This window comes from Synechococcus sp. CC9605 (genome assembly GCF_000012625.1).
GTDB lineage: Bacteria > Cyanobacteriota > Cyanobacteriia > PCC-6307 > Cyanobiaceae > Parasynechococcus.
In genome coordinates, this window is sequence record NC_007516.1 from 2,027,787 (window position 1) to 2,051,302 (window position 23,516).

26 protein-coding genes and 1 pseudogene are annotated in these 23,516 nt (G+C 55.6%); 17 read left to right on the forward strand and 10 right to left on the reverse strand.

Annotated features, from left to right (window positions below; all coding sequences use genetic code 11):
* Positions 1–62 precede the first annotated feature (62 nt).
* Complete coding sequence (locus tag SYNCC9605_RS11060; protein ID WP_041435159.1) at positions 63–2,060, reverse strand: capsular polysaccharide biosynthesis protein; 1,998 nt, start codon at positions 2,058–2,060, stop codon at positions 63–65.
* A 32-nt stretch (positions 2,061–2,092) separates the two neighbouring features.
* Between SYNCC9605_RS11060 and SYNCC9605_RS11065 the strand changes: the two genes are divergently transcribed.
* The 7 genes from SYNCC9605_RS11065 to SYNCC9605_RS11095 are packed head-to-tail and all read left to right on the forward strand — an operon-like array spanning position 2,093 to position 10,467.
* Positions 2,093–2,773 (forward strand): cytidylyltransferase domain-containing protein, encoded by a 681-nt coding sequence (locus SYNCC9605_RS11065; RefSeq protein WP_011365156.1) that lies wholly within the window; start codon positions 2,093–2,095, stop codon positions 2,771–2,773.
* A gap of 26 nt (positions 2,774–2,799) precedes the next feature.
* Positions 2,800–4,107, forward strand: coding sequence for a DUF6716 putative glycosyltransferase (locus tag SYNCC9605_RS11070; protein ID WP_011365157.1), 1,308 nt, complete (start codon positions 2,800–2,802; stop codon positions 4,105–4,107).
* Positions 4,104–5,132, forward strand: coding sequence for a DUF6716 putative glycosyltransferase (locus SYNCC9605_RS11075; RefSeq protein ID WP_011365158.1), 1,029 nt, complete (start codon positions 4,104–4,106; stop codon positions 5,130–5,132). Before SYNCC9605_RS11070 ends, SYNCC9605_RS11075 begins: the two co-directional genes overlap by 4 nt.
* Positions 5,129–6,448, forward strand: coding sequence for a DUF6716 putative glycosyltransferase (locus SYNCC9605_RS11080; RefSeq protein WP_011365159.1), 1,320 nt, complete (start codon positions 5,129–5,131; stop codon positions 6,446–6,448). Before SYNCC9605_RS11075 ends, SYNCC9605_RS11080 begins: the two co-directional genes overlap by 4 nt.
* A gap of 39 nt (positions 6,449–6,487) precedes the next feature.
* Positions 6,488–8,773: an N-acetylneuraminate synthase family protein gene (locus SYNCC9605_RS11085; RefSeq protein WP_011365160.1), complete on the forward strand. Its 2,286-nt coding sequence runs from the start codon at positions 6,488–6,490 to the stop codon at positions 8,771–8,773.
* A complete protein-coding gene (locus SYNCC9605_RS11090) occupies positions 8,770–9,687 on the forward strand; it encodes a hypothetical protein (RefSeq protein WP_041435161.1) in 918 nt (305 codons plus the stop codon). Before SYNCC9605_RS11085 ends, SYNCC9605_RS11090 begins: the two co-directional genes overlap by 4 nt.
* A gap of 3 nt (positions 9,688–9,690) precedes the next feature.
* Entirely contained in the window at positions 9,691–10,467 is a 777-nt protein-coding gene (locus SYNCC9605_RS11095) for a sulfotransferase family protein (protein WP_011365162.1), read from the forward strand.
* Here the strand turns inward: SYNCC9605_RS11095 and SYNCC9605_RS11100 are convergent, their stop codons facing one another.
* On the reverse strand, positions 10,468–11,154 hold the full coding sequence (locus SYNCC9605_RS11100) for an SDR family oxidoreductase (RefSeq protein WP_011365163.1): 687 nt from the start codon (positions 11,152–11,154) through the stop codon (positions 10,468–10,470).
* A gap of 89 nt (positions 11,155–11,243) precedes the next feature.
* Here SYNCC9605_RS11100 and SYNCC9605_RS11105 point away from each other — a divergent pair, with 89 nt between their 5' ends.
* The gene (locus SYNCC9605_RS11105; RefSeq protein WP_011365164.1) at positions 11,244–11,459 is read left to right on the forward strand and encodes a Nif11-like leader peptide family natural product precursor; all 216 of its coding nucleotides are present in this window, start codon (positions 11,244–11,246) and stop codon (positions 11,457–11,459) included.
* Between the two features lie 135 nt (positions 11,460–11,594).
* The gene (locus SYNCC9605_RS15620) at positions 11,595–11,729 is read left to right on the forward strand and encodes a hypothetical protein (RefSeq protein WP_255445653.1); all 135 of its coding nucleotides are present in this window, start codon (positions 11,595–11,597) and stop codon (positions 11,727–11,729) included.
* A gap of 10 nt (positions 11,730–11,739) precedes the next feature.
* On the opposite strand, the gene SYNCC9605_RS11110 is transcribed toward SYNCC9605_RS15620, so the two are convergent.
* Together SYNCC9605_RS11110 and SYNCC9605_RS11115 are read right to left on the reverse strand one after the other, a co-directional pair.
* On the reverse strand, positions 11,740–12,282 hold the full coding sequence (locus SYNCC9605_RS11110; RefSeq protein WP_257929302.1) for a DUF2808 domain-containing protein: 543 nt from the start codon (positions 12,280–12,282) through the stop codon (positions 11,740–11,742).
* Positions 12,283–12,346: 64 nt separating this feature from the next.
* Entirely contained in the window at positions 12,347–12,631 is a 285-nt protein-coding gene (locus SYNCC9605_RS11115; RefSeq protein ID WP_156783114.1) for a hypothetical protein, read from the reverse strand.
* Positions 12,632–13,372: 741 nt separating this feature from the next.
* On the opposite strand from SYNCC9605_RS11115, the gene SYNCC9605_RS14895 reads away from it, so the two are divergent.
* On the forward strand, positions 13,373–13,798 hold the full coding sequence (locus tag SYNCC9605_RS14895) for a hypothetical protein (RefSeq protein ID WP_011365167.1): 426 nt from the start codon (positions 13,373–13,375) through the stop codon (positions 13,796–13,798).
* 690 nt (positions 13,799–14,488) lie between these two features.
* Here the strand turns inward: SYNCC9605_RS14895 and SYNCC9605_RS11125 are convergent.
* Together SYNCC9605_RS11125 and SYNCC9605_RS14900 are read right to left on the reverse strand one after the other, a co-directional pair.
* Positions 14,489–14,956, reverse strand: coding sequence for a hypothetical protein (locus SYNCC9605_RS11125; RefSeq protein ID WP_257929306.1), 468 nt, complete (start codon positions 14,954–14,956; stop codon positions 14,489–14,491).
* A 107-nt stretch (positions 14,957–15,063) separates the two neighbouring features.
* Complete coding sequence (locus SYNCC9605_RS14900) at positions 15,064–15,204, reverse strand: hypothetical protein (RefSeq protein WP_156783115.1); 141 nt, start codon at positions 15,202–15,204, stop codon at positions 15,064–15,066.
* A 962-nt stretch (positions 15,205–16,166) separates the two neighbouring features.
* On the opposite strand from SYNCC9605_RS14900, the gene SYNCC9605_RS14905 reads away from it, so the two are divergent.
* The 3 genes from SYNCC9605_RS14905 (at position 16,167) to SYNCC9605_RS11140 (ending at position 18,070) form a co-directional block, all read left to right on the forward strand.
* The gene (locus SYNCC9605_RS14905) at positions 16,167–16,358 is read left to right on the forward strand and encodes a hypothetical protein (protein ID WP_156783116.1); all 192 of its coding nucleotides are present in this window, start codon (positions 16,167–16,169) and stop codon (positions 16,356–16,358) included.
* 851 nt (positions 16,359–17,209) lie between these two features.
* Positions 17,210–17,338: a hypothetical protein gene (locus SYNCC9605_RS15625; protein ID WP_257929308.1), complete on the forward strand. Its 129-nt coding sequence runs from the start codon at positions 17,210–17,212 to the stop codon at positions 17,336–17,338.
* A gap of 3 nt (positions 17,339–17,341) precedes the next feature.
* Entirely contained in the window at positions 17,342–18,070 is a 729-nt protein-coding gene (locus SYNCC9605_RS11140; protein ID WP_011365169.1) for a hypothetical protein, read from the forward strand.
* Between the two features lie 124 nt (positions 18,071–18,194).
* On the opposite strand, the gene SYNCC9605_RS11145 is transcribed toward SYNCC9605_RS11140, so the two are convergent.
* Positions 18,195–18,560 (reverse strand): hypothetical protein, encoded by a 366-nt coding sequence (locus tag SYNCC9605_RS11145; protein ID WP_011365170.1) that lies wholly within the window; start codon positions 18,558–18,560, stop codon positions 18,195–18,197.
* 355 nt (positions 18,561–18,915) lie between these two features.
* Between SYNCC9605_RS11145 and SYNCC9605_RS14100 the strand changes: the two genes are divergently transcribed.
* Positions 18,916–19,374, forward strand: coding sequence for a DUF3750 domain-containing protein (locus SYNCC9605_RS14100; RefSeq protein WP_011365171.1), 459 nt, complete (start codon positions 18,916–18,918; stop codon positions 19,372–19,374).
* Positions 19,375–19,573: 199 nt separating this feature from the next.
* Here the strand turns inward: SYNCC9605_RS14100 and gdhA are convergent.
* Positions 19,574–20,929 (reverse strand): annotated as a pseudogene (gene gdhA, locus SYNCC9605_RS11150) (NADP-specific glutamate dehydrogenase).
* Positions 20,930–21,058: 129 nt separating this feature from the next.
* Here gdhA and SYNCC9605_RS14910 point away from each other — a divergent pair.
* Entirely contained in the window at positions 21,059–21,235 is a 177-nt protein-coding gene (locus SYNCC9605_RS14910; RefSeq protein ID WP_156783117.1) for a hypothetical protein, read from the forward strand.
* Positions 21,236–21,538: 303 nt separating this feature from the next.
* Here the strand turns inward: SYNCC9605_RS14910 and SYNCC9605_RS11155 are convergent, their stop codons facing one another.
* A complete protein-coding gene (locus tag SYNCC9605_RS11155) occupies positions 21,539–22,033 on the reverse strand; it encodes a hypothetical protein (protein ID WP_011365173.1) in 495 nt (164 codons plus the stop codon).
* Between the two features lie 217 nt (positions 22,034–22,250).
* Entirely contained in the window at positions 22,251–22,811 is a 561-nt protein-coding gene (locus SYNCC9605_RS11160; RefSeq protein WP_257929312.1) for a tyrosine-type recombinase/integrase, read from the reverse strand.
* A 109-nt stretch (positions 22,812–22,920) separates the two neighbouring features.
* Here SYNCC9605_RS11160 and SYNCC9605_RS14915 point away from each other — a divergent pair, with 109 nt between their 5' ends.
* Positions 22,921–23,109 (forward strand): hypothetical protein, encoded by a 189-nt coding sequence (locus tag SYNCC9605_RS14915; protein ID WP_156783118.1) that lies wholly within the window; start codon positions 22,921–22,923, stop codon positions 23,107–23,109.
* Positions 23,106–23,384 (forward strand): hypothetical protein, encoded by a 279-nt coding sequence (locus SYNCC9605_RS11165; RefSeq protein ID WP_011365175.1) that lies wholly within the window; start codon positions 23,106–23,108, stop codon positions 23,382–23,384. The genes SYNCC9605_RS14915 and SYNCC9605_RS11165 overlap by 4 nt, the downstream gene beginning before the upstream one ends.
* The last annotated feature ends 132 nt before the right edge of the window (positions 23,385–23,516 follow it).

Here is a 23,516-nt window from a genome sequence, read left to right on the forward strand (position 1 = left end):
CTGGCGCCCGTCCCCTGCCCAAACTGCAACCCGCCCATCAATGGACAAAATCCTGACACGGCTCAACGGCGCCGAAGCCGTCCCCAGTGGCGGAAGAGGGCCTGCACAAGTGTGCGCCGCTGCGGAGGAGCGGCACGCCAAGCCACCAGTTCATCGATAGCCTGCTCGGGGGTGATGAACCAGCCGCTGTTTCGGCTGACGTAACGGGGATAGTCGATCAGGGCGGCATGAACCAGCTCGTCCAAAGAAAGCTGCCGCTGACGACGACCGCAACGCTCGAAGTCGTGGGTCAGACCCCAGCCGGCATAGAACGGCAGGCCCCAGCAATGCACCTCAAGACCGCGCAGCAACGCCTCAAACCCTGCCAGGGAGGTGAGCACATGCAGTGCATCGATCTGGGTGAACAGCTGCTGGATCGACCCCTGGGGCAGCACCTCATCGCAGAGCGCAGCGGCGGCGTCTTCGCCGGCACCGGCACGGCAGAGCCCTGCCACCACATCGGGATGCGGTTTGTACACCAGGTAGGCCTCAGGCTCCGCTGCCCGCACCGCTTCCAACAACGCCCTGTTGGTACGCAGCCCGGGGGCGCCGTAGCGGATCGAGGCATCGCTTTCCACCTGACCGATCACCAACACCACCCGGTGCGCTCCAGCAGGACGAAGCCAAGGTTCCGCCTGCAGGTTGTATTTGGTGATCGCCTCCTGCACCAACCGCTGACGCAACGCCGCGGCCCGCTGGCATTGGGCCGACGTCCACCGCTGCGTCGCCAGGAGCGATTCCAGATCGCTCGGCCGGGTGGCGTCGTAATAAACGCCTTGGTGATCCACCACCCAGGACACCGGATCCACCAGATCAGCCCCGAGTCCAACCGAGCGCAGAAAGCCGTCCTCCACCTGCAGCACCGGCAGCTGCCGCCGCGCCGCAGCCTCAAGCAACCGCGGCTTGGCACGGCGACCCCAGACCACCACAGCATCAACACCTTGGGGAATCCGTCGCCATGGAGCGCGAAAGCGCAGCTGACTGCCCGCCAGAAAGCGGCGCAGGTTGCGCTGTTTCCAGGGGGTGAAGCCGAAGGCCACACAGCGCCGAGGCTGTTGGGCCTGGAGGCGCCGCTGCAAGCCGATCGCACCCATCAAGGTTTCGATACGACAGGGCTGATGGAGCTGGGGATCGATGCAGCGGCAGGCTCCCACCAGAACGGCATGCACCAGGGCCTCCAGACTGGCCCCCTGGCGTCGCCGGGCCGGGGCGTCGCATCGGTCATGGGTCAGCCCCCAGCCGCCGTAAAACGGCATGCCGAAGCAGTGCACCGGGCGACCCCAAAGCAAAGCCTCAAACCCCATCTGGGAGGTGACCACATAGACCGCCCGTGCCCGCTCGAGCAGACGGGCCGGATGGCCACCGTCCGCACTGAGACGAACACGGGGGTGAGCCAGATCTTCGGCGGTGAAATGGCCCCTGGAACGCCCGGAGATCACATCCGGATGCACCTTCACCACCACCGTGCAGTCTGGATGGTCCTGCAAAGCAGCCTTAAGCATCCGCTGGAAGCAGCTGGCATCCGCCAGGCCAAGTGCAATCGATCGATCCCCTGCGGATTGATCCACCACCAACACGTAGGACTCCTGCGGCGCCTCCGCCTCCCGCGGGGGGTTGACCTTGCTGAGCCGCTGCTCGCACCACAGCCGTTGCAGAGCGCGTGCGCGGTTGGCCTCAGTCACCGTGATCGGCGCCGCAATCAACTGCTCGATCCGACTCGGGGCCGTTGCATCGAAATGCACCCCCAGCTCATCCACCAGCAGAGCGAGCGGTGGATGCTCCCGGCCCTTGGCCACCGAGCGAAGGAGACCGTCCTCGAGGTGCCACACCGGTAGATCCCACTGTCGAGCCAGTCGCTCGACCCGCAACGCACTGGGTCGCCGCCCCCAGGCCAACAAAACATCCACATCGCGGCGGCGGCCCGGCACCAAACGGTCCGGTGACAGCAGCTGCGCCAATGTGCGGTGCGCGAGCATCCCCCGGGCCGGAACCCCGAGTCGCAGAGCAGCAGGCCTGGTCATCGGGTAAGACAGGTCGCACTGAATCCTCACCGATGGCAGTCCCCCGTGGCGCGCTGGCCCTGATCCCCGCCCGTGGTGGATCCAAAGGAATTCCAGGCAAAAACCTTCTAACGGTGGGAGGGGTGCCCCTTGTCTGCCGCAGCATCCGTGCAGCCCTCGCCAGCAACGGCGTGGGGCGGGTGGTGGTGAGCACGGACGACGAAGCCATTGCAGCCGCAGCCGAAACCGAAGGGGCCGAGGTCATCCGGAGGCCGGCGGAGATCGCCGGCGACACCGCCAGTTCTGAATCGGCGCTGTTGCATGCCCTGGATGTTCTGGAAAAGCAGGGCCCTCTCGAAACCGAGCTGGTGTTCCTGCAATGCACATCCCCCTTCACGACAGGAGCCCAGATCGATGCCGTGCTGGCCGCACTCCATGGAAGGGGCAGCAACAGCAGCTTCTCTGTCACGCCTTGGCATGGCTTCCTCTGGCGGGCCGATGGGCGAGGCATCAACCACGACCCTGCGTTGCTCCGCCAACGTCGGCAGGACCTCGAACCAGCTTTTCTGGAAACCGGCGCGATCTACGCCATGGCCATCACGGCCTTCCGGCGCTGTGGCAGCCGCTTCTGCCCACCAACAAGCCCAGTGGTGCTGCAGGAGGTGGGACCAGAAATTGACACGCCCGAGGATCTGGCCCTCTGCCGCAGCATCGCGGCCCAGAAAGGCGAGTAATTTTGCCCAGCAAGGTTTCGGAGTCGATGGCGCCCGCAGAATCCAAGCGCCTCGTTGGCCGCAAGATTGCGGCCGTCGCCTGCTTCGACTCCTTCGGCAAGCTGGCGATGACCATGCTGGCGTCCTGCCGGCGGGAGGGTGCCGATGTCACCTTGCTGCTGCTGGAGCTGAACAACCGGGCCCTCTCCAGGCGGCAACGCCTCGAAATTCGGCGGATCGACCCGAAAATCCGCATCGAAAAACACAGCTGGAACGACCTGCGTCAGCTCTGCGGCGCCATGCCGGGGAATGTCGACGCTCTGATCCTGGGCCTGGATGGCCAACGCAGCCGCGATGCGCTGCTGCAACTGAAAAACATCTGGGTGGATCAGGACCAACGCCCACGCCTGATTGGCGCTTACCCAGGAATCCTGTTCCGCTTCGGCCTCGAGGGAATGATGGATCGTTCAGGCGCTGACCTGCTCTGTCTCAACAGTGCAGACGATTTGGCCCTTTACGGCCGTGGCCGCAAGGCCCTGGGCCTTGATAGCAGCAATGCCGTGGTCACTGGACTGCCGATTCTCTGGCAAACGAAGCCGCGTTCTGAAACACCGGACACCCCCTCGATCGTGTTTTTTGAACAGCCTTCGATTCCGGTGCACCCACTGCAGCGCAGGTTCCTCTGTGATCAGATCAAGGAGCTTGCCGAAGCCTGGCCCGATCACCCCGTGATCTTCAAACCCCGAACGTCGAGCATCGAGAGCACCCTGCATCGACGCCACGGGGAGATGGCCAGCGTGATCGACAAGATGACGCGCGATCAGCCAAATCTGAAACTCAGTTTCAAGCCCGCCACTCGACTTCTGCGCCAGTGCGGCTGCGCCATCACCGTCTCTTCCACAGCTGCCATGGAATCCATGGCGATGGGAATCAGCACCCGCATTGTCGGTGATCTGGGGGTGACCGAAACCCTCGGCAACCATTTTTTCGCCAGTTCGGGCGCCATCGCCAGTTTCGCTGCGATCAAAGCAAACCCCTTCGAGCTTATCCACGACGTTCATTGGCTCGAACAGCAGGGCTTGCAGCGCGACGGTGAGGATCGCTTCATCACGGCTCTGGTTGACAAGCTGACCAGACCGGCAGCCCCCCTCGGCGTGCTCAATCATGGCCCTCTGAGCTGGGGCAGCAGTGCCTGGCAGAAGGCTGCGTTGAAGAACGGAGGCCGGCGGATGCTGAGCAGTGGTGGTGCCCGCTCCAGCCAGCGCAAACGTCACCGCACCCGTCGCATTGTGCGCAGCCTGCGTGACGGTGTGGTGGGATTCGGTTGGCTCTCCAAGCTGTTGCGGGAACGATGACGTTCCTGCTGATCAGCGATGGAGTGCTGGAGCATTCCGCCTGCTGGCTGATGGCGGAAGCGCTGGAGCAACAGGGGCTGCGCTGCATCACGGCAGGGCCTCCGCTGCAGGGACACCAACCTCTGACCACACCCGCACCTCAGCTGAGCATCGACCTGGCTCAGCTGCCCGCTCACCCTTTGTTGGAGCAGGTCACAGCCATCGGCCTCTTCCTGCAGAACCCGGACGAGATCCCACGCTTCATCAAGACCTATCAAAACCTCTGCAGGGCAGTCGGACGGATGCCAGCGGCGTTGTTCAGCGGCCCCCTCGTGCCTTTGGTGGGGGATGCCCTGATTCAGGATCTCAGCCTGCGCCTGGGGTGTGATCTTCTGCTGGTGAGCGGCGAGCACCAACGCCGACAACTCCGATCGCTCACCTTCAACTGGCCCATAAGCCTTCGTGTTCCCCCTGTGATCTGCACAGGCTTCTGGTTCCCTCAGGACGCACCATGTGCCCCAACCCAGAAGCCCCTGCTGTTGGCCTTGATCCAGGAGCGGATCCCCACCCATCTGGGAGCCCATGAGCATTTGCTTCGCCAACTCAACAGCTGGGCGCGGCAACGGCCGAACTGGACCGTGATGGTGCAACACGACCACAGCTGGAGCGCAACGACAACGCTGATGGCCAGCGATGAACCCTTGGCCGACAACCTGTTGGAAGCGGCCCCTGGCCAACTTCTGCCACTGCTGGGGTCCTGCACCGCCTGCCTCACGGTGAGCTCGCCATGGAGCCTGGCGGCGATGGCCTGGGGCCGGATCCCGATCATCGTGGGCGACTACGGCATCCACGATGAACAGAACACAACTGGGTTCTTCGGCTGCGGTGCCATGCATCGCCTTCGAAGCATCCCCCACCTCGATGCCGTCAGGGAGCTGCCAATGGCGAACCAAGCCTGGCTCGATGGCAATGGCGCCGACATCACCGACGGGCCGCAGCGTCTGGCCAGGGCCCTGAGCGACCTGGCGCTCCGCGAGGAACCATGACAGCAACTGCGAGCCAGCCCACGCTCCATGTGCTGCTGATCGCGGACAGCGACAGCCAGCTGCTGGCCTGTGAGGCCCTTTGCAGTGCTCCGACCGCGCTGAACGTTCATTGGACTTTCAGTGTGATTCCACGGGACGGAACACCCCAGGCTTTGTTGAAACGCCTGGCCGAGCGAGGAACTCTGCGCCACCAAAGCCTGGCTCGGTTGCTGAGGGATCGGCGGCTGCAGCACTTTGATGCCATCGGCGTTTTCCTGACGGGCAGCAAGATCAACGACATCCGTCTCGCCCTGCAACGGAATCGCCAGCGCCCCTTGCTGTTCTGTGGGTTCAACGGTGTGGTGCTCGACCACTTCATCGAAGGGGTGAGCTGGCGAATGGGTTACGACCTGATATGCCTCAGCGGCCCGCGCGATCGGGACGCCCTGGAGCAACTGGTAACCGGAACCCCGTTTGCACAGCAGCGCACCGTGCTGACCGGCCTGCGGCGCAACGCCCCTTGCACAGACTGCACTCCCTTAGCGGAACGCCCGCGGCGACTGGTGTTTGCCGAACAGGTGATCATGCCCGCGACCAGCAGCGAACGGGCCCAACTCGTGCGCCTGCTGAGCGATCTGGCCCGACGTTCTCCCAACTGGGACGTGGTGATCAAACCCCGGATCGCCCCCGGCGATGCCACGTTTCATGATGTCGAGACCCACATCAGCACCACCCTGCAGCAGACCCTGGGGGTGCCTCCCACCAATCTGCGACTGGACTACCGACCACTGCCAGTGCTGTTGAAGCAGGCCCGGCTGCTGGCCACTCTCTCCTCAACCGCTTTTTTCGACGCCCTCGACTTCGGCTGCCGGGCGATTGCCATCAGTGATTTGGGCCTGCAGCCGAACTATGGAGGCCACGTTTATGCCGGCAGCGGTGTGTGGCGCTCCCTGGAGGCCATCCCCAACCTGGATGCCCTTGATGCCGAGGGGCCATCCCCGGATCCGCGCTGGCTGGAATGGATGGGCTATGGCCAGCAGTTCAGTCCCTCCGCGCTTCTGGAGGCCCTGAACGAACAAAAACACCGGACACCGGAGCCCCCGCCCAGCCGCATTGGATACCCGGGCAATGCCCAGTCCAGCTTCAACCAGTTGCGCTTGGGAGCCGAAGCCGCCATCGCGAGTGGAGATTGGACCAGTGCTCGGGAGCTGCTCTGGCAAGCAACCATGATGCGACCGCTGCACCGCGGCGTTGCCCGCCGCCATTGGGCCGTCCGCCAAGCCAATCCGCTGATACGACAGATCTCACTGCTGATGTCGTACAGAGATCTGAAGTAAGTTGAATAACGGACTCAACCCAGGCGGCCGAACAGAACGGTGAGAGGCATCCTGATTGAGCGAAATTTCACCCAGTTCGTTGTCTTCGCGGAAGACAGCATCCTCTCGGCACTCAGCAAGATCACGGCGAACCAGTCCCGCCTGATTTTTGTTGTCTCGGAAAGTGGCATTCTCCAGGGCGTTCTCACCGATGGTGACTTCCGACGCTGGATTGCCGGATGCGGCGAGATTGATCTGAACCGGCCGGTCACTGCGGCCATGAACGCCAACTGCCGGTCGGCCGTCGAAGGCACCAGCGCCAGTGATCTGAGTGCCCTGCTCAATTCCCGCATCATTGCGCTGCCGCTGCTGGACAGCCATGGCCGCATCGTCGCCGTGGCCCGACGCGCCACCGACGGGCTCCAGATCGGTTCCCACCGCATCGGCGATGACGCCCCCTGCTTTCTGATCGCCGAGATCGGCAACAACCACAACGGCGATCTCGACACCGCTCTTCAACTGATCGATGCCGCCCACGCCGCAGGGGCGGACTGCGCCAAGTTCCAGATGCGGGACATGAGCCGGCTGTATCGCAATTCAGGCGATAGCAACGACATGGCCTCCGATCTGGGCACCCAGTACACCCTGGATCTGCTCGAGCGCTTCCAACTCAGTGACGATGAGCTGTTCCGCTGCTTTGACCATGCCGCCAGCAAAGGCTTGGTACCTCTCTGCACCCCTTGGGATGAAACGAGCCTCGAGAAGCTCAACCGCTGGGGGATGGAAGGCTTCAAGGTGGCGTCGGCGGATTTCACCAACCACGCTTTTCTCTCCAGCCTGGCGGAGACCGGCAAACCCCTGATCTGCTCAACCGGCATGGCTTCGGAAGTGGAGATCCGCTCCGGCATCCGCCACCTCCAAAACGAGGGAGCCGGTTACGTGCTGCTGCACTGCAATTCCACGTATCCCACCCCCTTCAAGGACGTCAATCTGCGCTACCTCGAGCGGCTGCGCGACCTGGCCGAGGCTCCCGTGGGCTATTCCGGCCATGAACGGGGCATTGAAGTGCCGATTGCCGCCGCCGCCCTCGGCGCCGTGGTGATCGAGAAACACATCACCCTCGATCGCTCTATGGAAGGCAACGACCACAAGGTGAGCCTCCTGCCCAATGAATTCGCCCAGATGATCCACGGCATTCGCCGGGTGGAAGAGTCGATGGGCAGCAGCGGCGAGCGCAGCATCAGCCAGGGCGAAATGATGAACCGCGAAGTGCTGGCCAAGAGTCTCGTCGCCAGATGCGACGTGCCTGCCGGCACGGAGATCACCGAGGCGATGGTGGGCATCCAGAGCCCGGGGCAAGGCCTGCAGCCCAACCGTCTTGCCGACCTCATTGGCAAGACGCTGCCGGTGAGCAAAGCCGCCGGCGATTTTTTCTTTCCCTCAGACCTTGAAACCCCGGCCGCTACGCCGCGCGCCTACCGATTCCAACACCGCTTTGGCCTACCGGTTCGTTATCACGACATCGAGAGCTTTGCTGCCAGCAGCAATCTCGACCTTGTTGAAATCCATCTCAGCTACAAGGATCTCGAGATCAACCTCGATGAAGTGCTGCCGACAAAGCAGCCGATAGGCCTGGTGGTGCATGCCCCCGAATTGTTTGCTGGGGATCACACCCTCGACCTCTGCAGCGCTGATGGCGACTACCGCCGCCATTCGATTGCAGAACTCCAGCGCGTGGTCGACATCTCTCGTGACCTGCGAAATCGTTTCGACTGCCCCGATCCCGTTCTACTGGTGACCAACGTCGGGGGATTCTCAGAGCACCACCATCTCGAGCGCGCGGACTTGCAATCGCTACGGCAACGCCTGATCGAGAGCCTTCAGCAGATCAACACCTCTGACGAGGTGGAAATCATTCCCCAAACCATGCCCCCCTTCCCCTGGCACTTCGGGGGGCAGAGATATCACAACCTCTTCGTCGACACCGACTTCATCGAGGAATTCTGCAAGGGAACCGGCATGCGCGTCTGCCTGGATGCCTCCCACTCCAAGCTCGCCTGCACCCACCTCAATGCCTCCTTCAGTGGCTTCCTCAGGGCGATCCTTCCGTTCACAGCCCACCTGCATCTGGCTGACGCCAAGGACGTGGATGGTGAAGGGCTGCAGATCCACGACGGTGAGATCGACTGGGTGCAGCTGTTTGCCCTGATGGGTCAACTGGCCCCCGAAGCAAGCTTCATCCCCGAAATCTGGCAAGGCCATAAGAACAACGGGGAAGGCGCCTGGCTCGCCCTTGAGCGCCTTGAAGGCTGTGTTGATTTGAGCCAGCAGCGGCATGTCGCGTGAGTCAGCTTCAACCCAAGCGAATCGTTCTGCATTGCGGGCTGCACAAAACGGGCAGCACCTACGTCCAGCGCAACCTCAAAAGAAACCAAGACCTGCTGTTGAAACAGGGAGTGCTTTATCTCGGGCCGAACACCTTCAAAAAGCGTTGCCCAAAGTTATGGAGGCATCTGCAATGGGGGCGCTTGGATCGCAGAACGTCCTCAGCTCTTCAAGCAGAAACCAGAACCAATCTTCTGGAGCTGGCGGGAGACAAGCCGGAATCCATCCACACCATCTTTCTCTCCTTCGAGGCAATTTTTGGCACATTGCGCAGCGGCCTGACCGATGAAGGGCGCAACAAAGTTCCGAACAAAGAACACAAGCCTGGTTTGTATCGGTACGCCAAAGCTCGCACCAAACGCCTGATGACCGGTCTGGAAGACAGCCTGGGGCTGCGATCAATCGCATGGACGGTGCTGTTTGCTAACAGAAATCCAGAAGCCTTTATCCGCTCCTGCCATACCCAGCTGATCAAAGAAGGGCACCACACGCCTGAGACCAGTCACTTCGACACGTTCCGACAAACGGCTGATTTCTCCCACAGCGATCCCCAACAACTCGAGCAGAGCCTCTCCAAACTCCGCAGCAAACGCGACCTAACCGTCGTCACCCTCAACTATGACCAAGCCAGCAATCCCCAGGAGCCGAGCATCTTTCTCTGGAATCTGCTGAAGTGGGCCCTGCCCAACCAAGCCGATCTGCTCAAGCAGCAACTGGAGGCCAGCACAGAGAATAACAAGCTGAGCAAAACCCCCAATCCGGGATTAAGCGAAAGGGGCCTTGAACTGGCGGTGCAGGCGCGCCCCCTGTTCAGCCGGAGCGAATGGAAACTATTTCGCAAATTCCTCGAAAAAAATTTCTGCAAGAGCTCTTAATCGATGGCCCAACCACATCACTTCATCCGGATGAAGCACTACAACCTGCTCTATGGGCGGGTTCCCAAAGCGGCGAATTCCTCGATCAAAGCGGCCCTTTGCCGTCTGCTCAGTGAAATGCCCCCCAAAGGGACAAAAACCACCTCTGACAAGTTCTGGCAGCAAGAAACAAATCATGAGACGGAGCTGATCACGCTTCGCCGTGCCCGCAAGTACAGGCGCAGCCATTTCAGCTTCAGCTTCGTACGCAACCCCTTCGACAGGCTGATCGCGGCTTACAACAACAAAGTGATCGAAAACGAGGAACCACCCCAGCCGATGCAGAACATGGGCGTCACCCACGGAATGTCGTTCGAGGATTTTCTTGACGTCTTAATTGAGACGCCTTACAAGCAATATGACGTTCACATCTTGCCTCAGAGCCAATTGCTTTGCATTGGCAATCAAATCGTGCCGAAGTTTGTTGGACGCGTGGAACAGATCAACGAACATTGGGCTGAACTACGCGACATCCTGGCCCGACAAGGTGTCGAGGTGATGGAGTCGTTACCACAGAAGAATGTCCGACGCAGTGATCGCGGCGGCCTGCAGGATTACTTCAACAGCGATGCACTCATCGAAAAAACATTGCGGATTTATGGAGACGATACGCGCCTGTTCTACAACGATGTTTCTGTGGATCACCTGATTCAGAACAAGCCCCTACCGGCAATCAACACGCTGCACAGCAAAGGCTTGAAGCTGTCCAACTGGCTCCGAGAGCTTGGCTTCGGACGTTGATCAAGCGATCTGATCCAACCACTGTCCAAGCGACTTCTTGGGCTGGGCAGGGGAACTGGTGATTTCCAGGATGCGGCCACAAGCACGTGGCTGCTCTATTGCGTCCAGGCACATCTGTGCCACAAGACGGCGAGGGATGCTGTTGCTCTGCTGTTGATCGGCCTCTGTCACCAGCATGCCCTCCGTTGTGCTGCGGCTGTCCTCTTCACTGAGGCCTCCCGGTCGGATCACGGTCCAATCCAGACCGCTGCGTTCCAGGCAACGCTCACCAGCCCGCTTCCAAATCAGGATCAAGCCGAACAGGTTGAGGGGATGCAGCCAACGGCCAGCGCAGAGGGAACTGACCAGCACCACGCGCTTCAATCCCAGAGAACGACAAGCCTGCACCTGCGCCTGCACGCCCCAGGCATCAACCTGCAGGGGACCTGCCAGATTGATCGACGGTCGAGCGCCCGTTGCGATCACCAATGCCGTGCAGCCCTGCAGCGCATGGAGCAACGCTTCCGCCGTGTCCAGCTCAAGGCGAAGGACCTCAAGGAGTCCTTCCTTCTCGGCCTGGGCCAGAGCTGAAGGCAGCTCAGATCCCGGCCGAACGATGGCTCGGACCGATTGACCGCGCTTGAGCGCTTCCTGAACCACACGCCATCCGGTTTTGCCGGAAGCACCTGACACCGCCAGTTGCGTCATCCCCTCGGAGCTGATCTCCGCACCAGTCAACAGGCAAAGGGCAGGGACAGGAGCAGAGCAGTCAGAATCAACAGGACTTCACCAGCCGCATGAGCACGGACCAACTCCGGCAATTTTTTGCTCACATCTCCAAAGATCCTTCGCTGCGAGAGCAGGTGCTCCAGGCTGTGAGTGCCGATGCTGCGGCCCTGATTGCACAGGAGTTGGGCTACGAAGTCTCCGGCGATGAACTGCTGCGCTTCTCAGGCAAGAGCTCTTCGGGAGTGAGCGTCACCAAGATCCAGCACCCGGGGGAATACCACTAATCCCGAGGAGCGCTTCGCGCTGATGAAGCGGAACAACTTGAATCTGAGCGCAGTTTTCCGTCTATGAGGACTCGCAAACAAGACTGGAATTTGCCAGCGAGCTGAGCCAGAACCGAAGGGCTTGCATTGCTTCTGATGGCACGCCTTCTACAGCTTCTGCAGGGGTCCAGCAACAGCGCCGATCTTGCGGCGTGGACAGCCGTGATCTTTGCCTCGATTACCGCACTGGTGATCTGGGGATTGCTCAATGCTTACCCCAACTTGCTCTAATAGCCCTCAATTAACGATACGGATCCTGCTCGTAAACGTTCAAACGAAGTGTGGGGCCCACATAACGGACGGGATCCTCGCCAGCTGCGAGGAGTTCCGTTGACCATTGATAGATACTCGACTGAGGATTAAAGCCGCGAAAGACAACATTCACCGTTTGTCCCGGCTGAATCCCTGGTGTGAGCTTGATGTTCAAGACCTCTTCTGACTCCGAGACAACAGCGGATGCCAGTCCGCCGGTGCCTTTGCTGCGAAGGGAATAGTCGCCGAGATAAACCCGAGGCTCCAGGTGCCCCCAATCCCACTGATCAAGGTTGGGCAGCTGCCGCAAGACAATCTCTCGAAGGGAATTACCAGCATTCTCAGGAACCACAACCGTAATCGTGGTGCGGTTGCGCAATCCTTCGGTGGATTCAGGGTTATGAATCATCACCCGCGTTGGGGGACGATCAAACAAGGATTGGGCGAATGATGGAGGCACCTCCAGCCACACCATTGGAGCGAACAACAACATGGCCATCCACTGGTGCTTCACCCGATCGCCCCAACTCATCAGCCAAGGCTAGCGATGGTCCTAGAGCAACATCTCAAGCCGAAATGCCAACCCTCGAAAGACTTCAGCAATGCCTTGTCAACAAGGATTCGACCATGCCGGTCTGACTCTGGAGCGCATAAGCCTCAATTTCACGCTGTCGCTGCAGCGGTCCCAACGTCTCAGTCACCGTCAGCACATGGTCCGCCGTTGAAGGATCGAGATGGTGCGACAAAAACCGATCAAAATGCGCGGGGCTGAAACCACCCTGCGCCTGCAGCATCAGGCTGATCGTGGACGACGAGGGCGTCTCCAAACCAGCCAGACAGTCCTGAACCACGTGGATGGCTTCATGGGTCAGCACGTCCAACTGGAGCCCGGGCTCATCGAGCAGCCCCTCTGCCAAACAGAGTCGATTCACGCCCACACATCGCAAGCCAGACCAATCTTGAAAAAGCGAAATGGGCGATCAACTCTTCTTCTTTCTGCTTGTGACAAAACAGCAACTCCGATATCGATTCTGGCTGAATCGATTGCAATCACCGTCTTATGCAAAATGCGTCCCGTTCTGGAGGGCTCCGGCCGGGACGCGGACCCATGTCAGCGGCAACTGCTGGGTCCGTCTGTCCTAGCGAATGTAAACGGTTGCTTGAAACGATCAGCGCCAAACTGATGACATGGCAAACAAACCCTGGTTCCAAGCCAACATCCACGCCCCCGGCACAGGCTTCGCGCTGTTGGTGATCGCATTCTGCTTGTTGCTTCAGACCATCCCCTCAGCGATCTGCGTGTTGACGCCTAAAACTGGCTGGGATCCACCGTTGTCTCCTGAGAGGGCGAGGTACTGCAAGGGCGGGTGAACCCTGATTTTGCTGACGAGACGAATGCTCCGTCGGTGATGGGCATCCTCGTGAAGCGGCTTAAAACACCGCCCCTATTTTTTGAATGAGAAATAATGAAAGAAAAGGATCTACCAAGCAATTACCTGGCTGCTACTAACCTCTAAAGGCCTCCCAAAACTTCCTCAGCGGGGATTTGTGATCCCAAAGAAGCTCAATAGGCTTAATATCCTTCAACCATCACGATCAGAACTTTGAGGATCTCACCTTAGATGAAGAGCAGGCTGGATCGTATCGATGCACTTATCAGCGAAGGATATACGCTAAATAAAATATGGGGATTTTACCCAGACCTAAAAACATCGGCAGGGAAATCTGTAGATATTTTTGGCTCACTGTTCCGCCTTGCTGGACCCGCTGGTTTTTCCTGGGTTGCTTTTTTCTTCCCCTGGGCTGTCTGCGTGCAAATCAGAGAGTGGCCATTTTTTTATTCATTATTCATTATTCATTATTCATTATTCATTATTCATTATTCATTATTCATTATTCATTATTCATTATTCATTATTCATTATTCATTATTCATTATTCATTATTCATTATTCATTTTTTCGCTCTTCGATACAATCTTAGCCATCTTCTTTGAGGCATCAACCAGCATCGCAAGCTTGCTAAATTTACTAACCTGTTACTGGTAGGCATGCATGTTTCCTTATCTCAGATATTTGGCTGCCAAGCAGAATGTGGATGAAATCTGTAAAATCTCTTCCATCTTGATTGGGTTCGTCTTGTGTTTGTTGGCTCTTACTCCAAGCCTCATCTTGACCTTTGCTACAAAGATAATTGTGGCTTAAAAGCGGTGCCCCTGTACAAAAAAGACCCTGATAGGAGTGCTCTGGGGGCGTTCATATCCCTCAGTTGAGGGAGTAACAGCCTCCCAAAGAAAAACCCAGGAGGGAAGAGATGTCTCCTGGGTTAGGTCGCTGTGCCTTCGTCCTCTGCCAGTTAAGTTGCATTCGTCTAATTTGTTCTGAGGTTCGGCTGAGAGTTTTCAGTAACGGTGAACTAGGTGGGACGGCAGATCAGCTGGAGGGTGGAACGGAACGCCCGACTTTATCGACGTCTAAGAAAAACCATTCCACCGCTCAGAGCGATGTCCTGGTATTCCTTGCAATAAGCCTCTAGATCGTCGTTTTCGCCTAGGCAGAGTGCTTTTTTGGTCTCTGCTTCGACCTTGTCGCCAACTGCCATCCAGCGAAGGCAGTAATCCATCTCTAACGGGTTCTGTCAGGCAGTCAGTAGAGCGATCAGTGGCAAGAGGAGCAGAAGCTTTCTCATGCACCAAGGATGGCAACGATCGCTAGACGCCCAACGTGATGGACGTTTGATCACAGCTGATAGCTGCAGGTTGCTTGCCACTGATCACGACCGCCATAACCGTCGTTTTCCAAGTAGGTCAAACGAACATCGACACCGTTGATTTCATTGGCGACGTACAGGTGATCTACGAATACATAGCTCCCTGGATCCCAGAGAGCAGCTTTGATTGCCTGCTCGCAGTTTTGAACCAAGTCCTGACGTGAAGCGGCCTCCAATCTTTCAACAGGCTCCACATAAGACTTGAGCTCTTCGCATTTGAAATATTCGTTTCCTGTGCCCGGTTCAGCCTTGTTGAGCTGGCCACGAGTCCAGTGGCACCTCTTGAAGTCAGAGATGATCCCTGCGCTTTTGAAATCAAAGTGAGCTTTGACTTGCTTAGCGGTTACGGCAAAAGAAGTAGCGTCATTTCCAGCCGACTCTATTGGGAGAAATGCGTCCGCATGGCTGTAGTAGGCCCGTGCACCTAGGCCACCCACAGTCACAAGCAGAGCCGAGGGAATCCAGTGTCGCCTTCTCATTGGCCTATTAAGGCTGGAGGCAAGGATGTCGGCGGTAGCGATTCAAACCCTTGGCACAATGTGCCTCAGTGGTGGCCTTTCGCAGCTGGTGCATCAGCTGACTGGCTGCGTGTGCAGTCACCAGCGTTGGCGCCGCCAACGAAAACAGCCAGGAACATGACCGCGACGATCACGCCGCCACCGATGTAGGCAAGAGGGTTCTTCATTCCAGCGAAGCTAATGGCGTTTTCAGGTTCTGGGCACGTCATTTGATACCAGGGCAGCGTGCAAATCAGACCCTTGAAACGATGTGGATCCCCAGGTCGGCGTTGACCCAGTTGAGATCGTCGTTCATTAGTTCTCCAACTTACTCATGAGAAAGATGTTGGTGAACTGGGAACCATCAGGCGTCAGCAATCCACTTGCAGGCAGCAACGCTGACCGGAATCCAGACAACGACAAATAGGGCAACGACAGGCATTGGTCTCTTGTCTCTGAACCAACCCTCGCCGTTTCACGGGGAAAGCACCTCCATCAACCGAGCCATTGTTTTGCCCGGTTTGAGGGGGCGCATCCCTCAACCGATGGACTGATGGGCAGTCAACGCCGGTTTTCCTCATCCCTCACCTTGGGGATGTGCTTTTCAGCCAAGACGGGGATGGTGATTTTTCCCATGTCACGCACACCCCCTCCCTAAAGACAGTTCCGTACATCGGTGGTGAAGACGATCCGGCACGGGGACTACGCGCAAAGGTCATTTAACAATCCGCCAATACTCGCCTGATAGCTCGTAGCAGTTGCCGTCTCGTCACCCTGTAGGGCGTCAACTTGATCAGCTTCGCCGCTCATGACATGTAACTACAGCCACAGCTTATGTTGTTGAGTTCAGCACATTGTCCGACTAGCACAAAAGGTTTTTTGAAATTCGTGCAAAGTCAACACGTCCTCCGCCCCAATCGCGGTGACTTCATATTCTTGGCCTGAGTATTATCAGGCCCAAGTTGCATTGCGGCAGCTTGAAGATTGTGGCGTTCCCTGTGAATGCCCTCTTTGCGCAACTGCATATCTCCGCTTGCAGAGAATTCAGCATGAAAAGGAGGAACGCGAGCTTCGTAGACCTTCACGAAAGTACGTCCAGTACGACTGAAATTCACACATCCTTGTTTTTCCCTCTACGCCTTTGTGTGCCATGAATGATTCCAGATCAGCCGAGAACGAGATAATTCAACTGATGCTGTATCGGGATGCGTTTCTTCCCCCAGGCCCCAGCGCCAAAGAGCTTTATGGGCCCCTTATAAGAAAAGTAGAGGTATTAGACAAGAAGCTTGCTGATGCTGAATCCCAAACATTTGACGATTTTGATGATGCAAAGACCAAATGAACTTGCCACAATCTCGGGACCTAGCCTTGTATGTTGTGGGCTCTTATCGTGATTTTCTGAAAGGAGAGATCGATATCAATCGACTCATGCTTTATCGAGAGGAGTGCCTTCCTTCAGGAAACAGAACCTGCCTACACAATGAAAACCTTTTGAGCAAAATCAAACAGTTAGAGATCGAGCTCTCTGATCTTGAGGATCAGCTGGCTGCCTAGCCTGTATTAGCGATTTCCCTTGCAAACGCCTTACGGATTGTTGGCAACAGAACTGTGGCGGCCACCTTCGCCAACAGGACTGCAGTGGGTGACGCTACAAAATGTGAGTGAGCTGGCACAGAACAGCTCACGTTCAACGTAATCGCCGTTAAGGGTCTCAAGTCAAGACTGAGATCCTGCCTCGTACTGCCAGTGTTCAAGTCGCCTTAATTCCATAATTTCCAACCGTCTTCTATTGGTTTCGGCCTCTGCTTCACGCGCCAAATGTTCAAGTTGAGCATTTATACGCTTTTGATGTCGTGAAGATACAAAAGACATGGAATTAGTAAATTAGATGTGCAGAAACTAGAAACTGGGGAGAATTAGCGACTTAAAATGTCACTCAGCTACACCTATTCGTAAAGCTAGGTAACGCCATTGCGTATGTGTTCGAGGCGTAAACTTGTTGAATAATTCGTTGCGCTGTTCTGCGGCTCACCCCCTTGGTCTCCGCCAGGTACGCCACGACAGCAGTGCAGCTAAAGCCCTCCAAAAGCTTGGAGTGAGCGACCTGAACTCGATCAACAACCTCGACCCTCTTCGGCATCAAAGAAGCCCCAGACGCTGAAGAACAAGGTCGAGTGGGGTGGCCTCTGGTCAATGACCTTCTTCAACGCCTTCACCCTGCCCTCCCGGGAGACAGGCATCCTCGTCGGCATCGCCTGCGGCCTGTTCAACATCGACAAGGACACCGTCATTCCCGGCAGCCGCCGAGCAATGAAGAACTAACCAATGACCTGCCCACAAATCCCAACCGACTGGCATCCATCGACCTACGCCGTCGACGAGTTCAGCAAGGTGGTGTGGAAGCAAGGCAGCTATGCCGTTGCCATGGGTCTGAAGGGCAAAAAAGAAACCCTTATTCCTGGCTGCGTCATTCAGCTCTGCACCCGTAAGGAATTGGTCGGCATCCGCAACCGCATCAAAGTTGAGGAAGCTCGGCGTGATTCTGAATTCTTCACCCCTGAAGAAGAGCAGGAGCTGGGCAGGATGTTTGCCGATGGGTGGATGAGACGGAGGCCCGAGAAGCAGGCACCAAAACAGGGAACTTCTAAGGGGCAACAAGAGAACAAGGGAATAAGCGTCTGGCTTATCCCCGTTGTCTTTGGCTCGATTGGGATTGCACCCGGCCTTCTCTGGACGGGCTTAGTTACCGCTCGAAACTTTGACGCCCACAGAGCCGCTAAGCGTCCAGCCATCGACAGCAGCTCACGGTTAGAAGCCAAAGCTGAGTGCGAGCAGTTCATCAAGACTCTCCAGGGGGACTGGGAATGCAAATACTTCGACAAAGTTCTTGAGTGGAACCTCGAATACAGAAAAAACAAGCTTCTGACATGGCTGTTCCGCCCGGAGAACGGCCCTCTCCTGAAATTCGAAGAAATCGGGATCTACACAGCTAGTGAGATCACATCTGATGACTCCATTGGAGAAGATGCCAAGAGCTGGCACTTTGAGAAGTAAGGGTGGGGAGGGTGCGGTCTGCAGGCCATAAAAGAGGCGGGTCGTGCATTACCCGCCTTATCTGAAATCTCCAGCCGAGCAGTCCGGAGAAGTCGCAAATTCTGCGTGGAAGCAACTGAAAAACTCAACGGGGGCGACTGTGGACATTGCAGCCACGTTGAAAATTAATACCCAGACCGCACATCAAATCGAGCTGGCGGATGGCAGCCACCAGCGCTCCTGGGTTCCGCAGGGCCTTGGCCTGGCCAGCCGTCTCGATCAAGGTCTGAACGCACCAAGCCAACATCTCTTGCCGGTCGAGATCGGGGCCTTCGATGTCGTCAAGGACCTGACGCCAAGCCCGCTTGATGAGCCGATAGCCCTGTGACCTGGAGACCCCCCATGTTTGTCGCGCATATGCGACACAAGCGGTGTTCGTCTCACCCGCCAGGATCATTCCCTGGAGGTGATCGACTCGCTCGGCAGTGGCTTCTGCGTTGGCTTTTGCCATGGCCAGTCAGGTTCCGTGTTCAGCAGGTGGGCGATTAGCTCGCGGTGGGTGATAAGTACGATCCTGACGAACAACGGCAACACGTCGGGGTAGCGCCGGTGAGTGGACGCAAGAACACTTACGACGTTTCGCAGCTCGAGCGAGATCCTTGATAGGGAGGTTATTAGCCATCGGCACCGACAACAAATTAAGCACATATCTGTACTAAAATAGGAATGCGAGGGGTGCCCGAGCAATCAATAAAAAGGGGGGCTGGTGAATAACCGTCCTCCTTTTTATCGCCTCTTCTTCATTAAGAGCAACTGAAGGCGACTGACGACCACTCTTTAAGCAATTAGCCTTCGCAAAAGAACAATTGCATAAGGAGGCAAGCTTGGTCAGAGTCGAGCTTCGCGCCGCAAAAATCCCCAGCTTTCCAGGAATCTTTGCTGACCACTATTGGCTACTGGTATTTCATGCCGGTGAGGACAACAAGCTTCAGAAATGTGATAGATGGGAGATATGGCAACATGCCCACTGCAACGATTCAAGCTGGGGCCACCTTCATAAGAATCTTCTGGATCCCTACCAAGGCGTTGGCAACGGGCCATCACAATTAATTCAAAAATGGATAGATGAAGAGGCTGTCTCAATAATCAAGAAAATTGAATCCTCTCCAGAAACCTATCCATTCACCAATAAGTACAGATACTGGCCTGGCCCGAACAGCAATACATTCGCCCAATGGATCGTCCAAGGCAAGGCAATTCTCCGCTCAAGAGCAATAGGCAGAAACTTTCCAGTGCCAGAAAAATATCAAGCCAAGACGTACTGAAAGCAGCTTTTCTGAAGACAAATTTATCTTCGTCAGTCGCAATGGTAAATACTTGACTTCGGTGATATCTATTTGTGCAAGGTGCTGGATTGCACTGTACGTGAAGAGCATGAATATAGAAAGCTGACCGTCGATTGGATTTTATTATGTGAATCCACCCCTCCTAGCACAACATGATCATATATCCACTGCTAAAAACTCAAACAACTCCATATGCCAACATTGCATCAGCGACTTTTGTAAATCCTGCAATGTTGGCTCTTAAGATATAGTCTGTAAAGTCTTCAAATCTTTGACTATTCTGAACGCATTTAGAGTGGATTTCCATCATAATCGATATTAAACGTTGATCGACCTCTTCGCGACTCCACGACAGGCGCAATGCATTCTGACTCTGCTCAAGGCCAGAAACAGCTACACCCCCAGCGTTGGCAGCTTTGGCAGGAGCAAGTAATACTTTTGCTTGGCGAAATTCATGAATACCGTCAAGATTGGTTGGCATATTTGCACCTTCGATAACAGCTTTGACGCCGTTTTTAATGAGGACCTTTGAATCCTCACGGTTGATCTCATTTTGCGTGGCACAAGGGAGGGCAATATCGCAGGGGACATCCCATGGACGCTTTCCAGCGTAAAAATCAACACCTTCATAGTGGTCAGCAAACTCATGGATTCGCCCACGGCGAATCCCCTTCAACTCCTTTATAAAGGCCAACATTTCAATATTAGTGCCGTCTGGAACGTGTACAAAACCATCTGAGTCAGAAAGAGTAACAACCTTTGCTCCTAACTCAATGGCCTTTTCAACTGCGTAGAGTGCTACATTCCCTGATCCGGAAACGCAACATATTTTTCCAGCAAGAGAGTCCTCTATATAATTGAGCATATTTTCACAGAAATAAATACATCCATAACCCGTCGCCTCAGTACGAACAAGGCTTCCACCGAACGATATCCCCTTGCCAGTTAAGATTCCACTAAAACGGTTTTCAAGGCGCTTGTACTGTCCGAACATATAACTAATTTCACGAGAACCAACTCCGATATCACCAACAGGTACATCTGTATCTTCACCAATATGTCTATGGAGTTCAATCATAAGAGATTGACAGAATCGCATTACCTCCCGATCACTTTTACCTTTAGGATTAAAATTAGATCCACCCTTGCCTCCACCCATTGGCAGACCAGTAAGGCTATTTTTGAAGGTCTGTTCAAAACCTAAGAATTTGAGGACACTTAAGGTGACGTTCGGATGAAAACGTATTCCACCTTTGTATGGGCCAATGGAGTTATTAAACTGTACACGCCACGCACGATTTGTGCGGATATTGCCTGCATCATCTTCCCAACACACCCGGAAGATGACGACTCAGTCAGGTTCCGTCATCCGCTCCAGAATCTTTGCATCTCTATAAACTCGGTTGTCAAGGGCGAATGGAATGAGAGTTTCAACAACTTCATGGACAGCTTGATGAAACTCAGGCTCTCCTGGATTTCTCTTTATGAGGCCTTTCATAAAATTATCTAACTCATGGCTAGTAGAATCAGACATAAATTGACCATTCTCTAGTTGTGTAAATTTATATTGGCACGGCAAGTGAATAAACTTAATTAAGTGCAGAATATTATCATGATTAGTCAATATGTATTACTTCTCACTATCCCAGTGCGAGTGATACGCATGACCCGCTATCAGTTCAATCGACGCGATGAGACCGACAACATCATCAGGTCGATCATCTGCATCCACGGGCACCACACCAACAACATCCTTGTTCGACTGCGTTCACTTTATGGTCAGGATTACTTGGCTTATTCAGCCCCACCCTTATCCGGGCGCATGGCAGTGGTCAAATGATCACTTCACCAGGTACAAAAAAGCCGGGTCATCACATCCGGCCCATGCGCAGATGAAGCTGTCTATCGGCTGACATTTCCAGCGCAAGAGGGCAGCAATACCAATCCCTCAACTGATGGAGAGTCTTACCCGCAAAATATCCCTCGATCTAGTGATGCGGTGAGGGGGGCGCAGCAACGGTGAACGCAGAGAGAATAAGACCAATGCCTGACGTGGCCTTAGTTGTCGTCGTCTAGATTCCGGTCACCGTGGCAAGTGGAATTAAAAGAAGTGCTTTTTTCATCAGTCGTAAGCGTATTACTCTTAAACCACAACTGTATTTGAAACAAAGGCCAGGATGAAACTTGGAATAAGAGCCGCCAAACACAAGGCGAGCCCAATCAAGATGGAATAGGTTCTGGAGATCTCATCCACATCCCGATTAGCGGCCAAGTATCGTAGATAAGGAAACATGCACGCGTACCAATAACAGATTAGCAAACCCAGAAAACTTGTGATGCTGGTTGGTGTTTCGGAGAAGATGTCTAGAATTACATCGAAGATTGAAAAAATCGCAACAACATAAAAAAACGACCACTCTTTGATCTGCGTGCAGACAGCCCAGGGGAAGAAAAAAGCAATCCAGGAAAAACCAGCGGGGCCAGAAAGGCGGAATAGTGAGCCAAAAATGTTGACAGATTTTCCTGATGATGTTTTCAGATCTGGGTAATAGCCCCATGTTTTATTCAGCGTGTACCCTTCGCTGATAAGTGCATCGATACGATCGAGCTTTATCTTCATCTGAGGTGAGATGGTCAAGGCTCTTTTCGTAAACTTTGAATGATACTAGCCCTGTTGAGCTTCTTTTAGGATCACAAATCCCCGCTAAGGAAATCTGTGTCTTTAACTTATTTCAAGCATGCTTAAGCAGTATCTTCCGATTTACGCCGAATTGGTTGTCTCTTGCTTAAAGCGTGAGGCTGTCATTGAGCAGCAGCAACAGCAGTCGCAACACGCATTACGTCAAAACGGGCCATCAACCCAATTTGAGAGATGAACTCTCACCAGGCTCAGCAAGAACGTAGTGAGATGTGGTTCCCGTCGAGCTGTGGCCGAGCGTCGCTGAAAGGGTGAAAACGTCCACGCCCCTCCGAATTGCATGAGTCGCATGGGTGTGGCGGCAACGGTGCGGGTGGAGCCGGACGTTTGCCTCCCGTCCCCACATCGCCATGCGAGCGGCCACCGCCTGACGGGTCAATGGGCCATTCCTTTTATTACTTGAGAAAAGCCAGTCCCCAGGCTCGCCGCGGCCCAACGACTCGAACAGCTTCAGCGTGTCGGTGCTGACGCGTATGGTTCGGGGCTTGCTCCCCTTACCCAGGAGGCGAACGTTGCCACCCTCATCCAGCGGTTCGATGTCCTCCCACCGCAGGCGGCACAGCTCCGATACACGGCACCCGAGCAAATACGACCCGCGGACCATGACGTAGTCACGCGCTGCGATGGCTGACCCCTTTGCCTTCGCGGCACTGATGACACCCAGAACTGATGTCAGATCAGAGTCAGCCAGCGGTTTGGCCAGCTTTGGTGCCGACATTCTTGTTCTTCGGGGGTTTGGGTGCTCAGCGGATTGATAAGGACAGGACAAGGCAGTTGCGCTCTGATGCCCAGAACGCTCAGGACAAGGCTTATGGGGGCCCGAGCTGATGGCCACCGTCGAGGAGCTGAGGGGACAGTTGAAGGATGATAAAGCCAGGTTGCGGTCATTGACCTGGGTGAACTGGGGGGCCGGGGATGTAAATCGTGGAATGATCGATTACTCCAACCAGCTGACGTTGGTGAGCAGGTTGCAGGACGAGTTGCACAGAGCTTTGAAAGAGGAGGAAATTAAATGATCAACTTCAACCTTCCAGGCGCTTCTAACCCTGCTGCAGCCAAGGCACGATCTATCGCCCGTGATTTTCACGCCAAGCAAGCATCACGGGAATATGACGCCTATTGCGCCAAAAAGGGCATTCCTGAAGCAGAAGCACAACTACTGGCGCCCGCCAATGTGAAACACGGAAAAAGCCTGCGGATGAAGGAAGCCAGAAAGGCTGAACGCGAGGCATTCCTGAAACAAGAAGAGCAAATGGATAAGAAGTTTGGACGCCAGCGGAGCGCTCCTTAATAGGGATTCCCTGGAGTCAGTGATCCATCTTTTTCCGGGGGCCGTGGGGAGGTGGATTCTGCTGGCTAGATATAAATGACTGCAGTAAATTAGGCAAGTTGCCGTATAAGAAGATTTGGCCGATATCATCAA

Bases quoted from the DNA above. Each gene is read 5' to 3' on its own strand.
- SYNCC9605_RS11060 (WP_041435159.1), bottom strand. From the start codon at position 2,060: ATGACCAGGCCTGCTGCTCTGCGACTCGGGGTTCCGGCCCGGGGGATG.
- SYNCC9605_RS11065 (WP_011365156.1), top strand. From the start codon at position 2,093: ATGGCAGTCCCCCGTGGCGCGCTGGCCCTGATCCCCGCCCGTGGTGGA.
- SYNCC9605_RS11070 (WP_011365157.1), top strand. From the start codon at position 2,800: ATGGCGCCCGCAGAATCCAAGCGCCTCGTTGGCCGCAAGATTGCGGCC.
- SYNCC9605_RS11075 (WP_011365158.1), top strand. From the start codon at position 4,104: ATGACGTTCCTGCTGATCAGCGATGGAGTGCTGGAGCATTCCGCCTGC.
- SYNCC9605_RS11080 (WP_011365159.1), top strand. From the start codon at position 5,129: ATGACAGCAACTGCGAGCCAGCCCACGCTCCATGTGCTGCTGATCGCG.
- SYNCC9605_RS11095 (WP_011365162.1), top strand. From the start codon at position 9,691: ATGGCCCAACCACATCACTTCATCCGGATGAAGCACTACAACCTGCTC.
- SYNCC9605_RS11100 (WP_011365163.1), bottom strand. From the start codon at position 11,154: ATGACGCAACTGGCGGTGTCAGGTGCTTCCGGCAAAACCGGATGGCGT.
- SYNCC9605_RS11105 (WP_011365164.1), top strand. From the start codon at position 11,244: ATGAGCACGGACCAACTCCGGCAATTTTTTGCTCACATCTCCAAAGAT.
- SYNCC9605_RS15620 (WP_255445653.1), top strand. From the start codon at position 11,595: ATGGCACGCCTTCTACAGCTTCTGCAGGGGTCCAGCAACAGCGCCGAT.
- SYNCC9605_RS11110 (WP_257929302.1), bottom strand. From the start codon at position 12,282: ATGAGTTGGGGCGATCGGGTGAAGCACCAGTGGATGGCCATGTTGTTG.
- SYNCC9605_RS14895 (WP_011365167.1), top strand. From the start codon at position 13,373: ATGAAGAGCAGGCTGGATCGTATCGATGCACTTATCAGCGAAGGATAT.
- SYNCC9605_RS14900 (WP_156783115.1), bottom strand. From the start codon at position 15,204: ATGAAGAACCCTCTTGCCTACATCGGTGGCGGCGTGATCGTCGCGGTC.
- SYNCC9605_RS14905 (WP_156783116.1), top strand. From the start codon at position 16,167: ATGAATGATTCCAGATCAGCCGAGAACGAGATAATTCAACTGATGCTG.
- SYNCC9605_RS15625 (WP_257929308.1), top strand. From the start codon at position 17,210: ATGACCTTCTTCAACGCCTTCACCCTGCCCTCCCGGGAGACAGGCATC.
- SYNCC9605_RS11140 (WP_011365169.1), top strand. From the start codon at position 17,342: ATGACCTGCCCACAAATCCCAACCGACTGGCATCCATCGACCTACGCC.
- SYNCC9605_RS11145 (WP_011365170.1), bottom strand. From the start codon at position 18,560: ATGGCAAAAGCCAACGCAGAAGCCACTGCCGAGCGAGTCGATCACCTC.
- SYNCC9605_RS14910 (WP_156783117.1), top strand. From the start codon at position 21,059: ATGACCCGCTATCAGTTCAATCGACGCGATGAGACCGACAACATCATC.
- SYNCC9605_RS11160 (WP_257929312.1), bottom strand. From the start codon at position 22,811: ATGTCGGCACCAAAGCTGGCCAAACCGCTGGCTGACTCTGATCTGACA.
- SYNCC9605_RS14915 (WP_156783118.1), top strand. From the start codon at position 22,921: ATGGCCACCGTCGAGGAGCTGAGGGGACAGTTGAAGGATGATAAAGCC.
- SYNCC9605_RS11165 (WP_011365175.1), top strand. From the start codon at position 23,106: ATGATCAACTTCAACCTTCCAGGCGCTTCTAACCCTGCTGCAGCCAAG.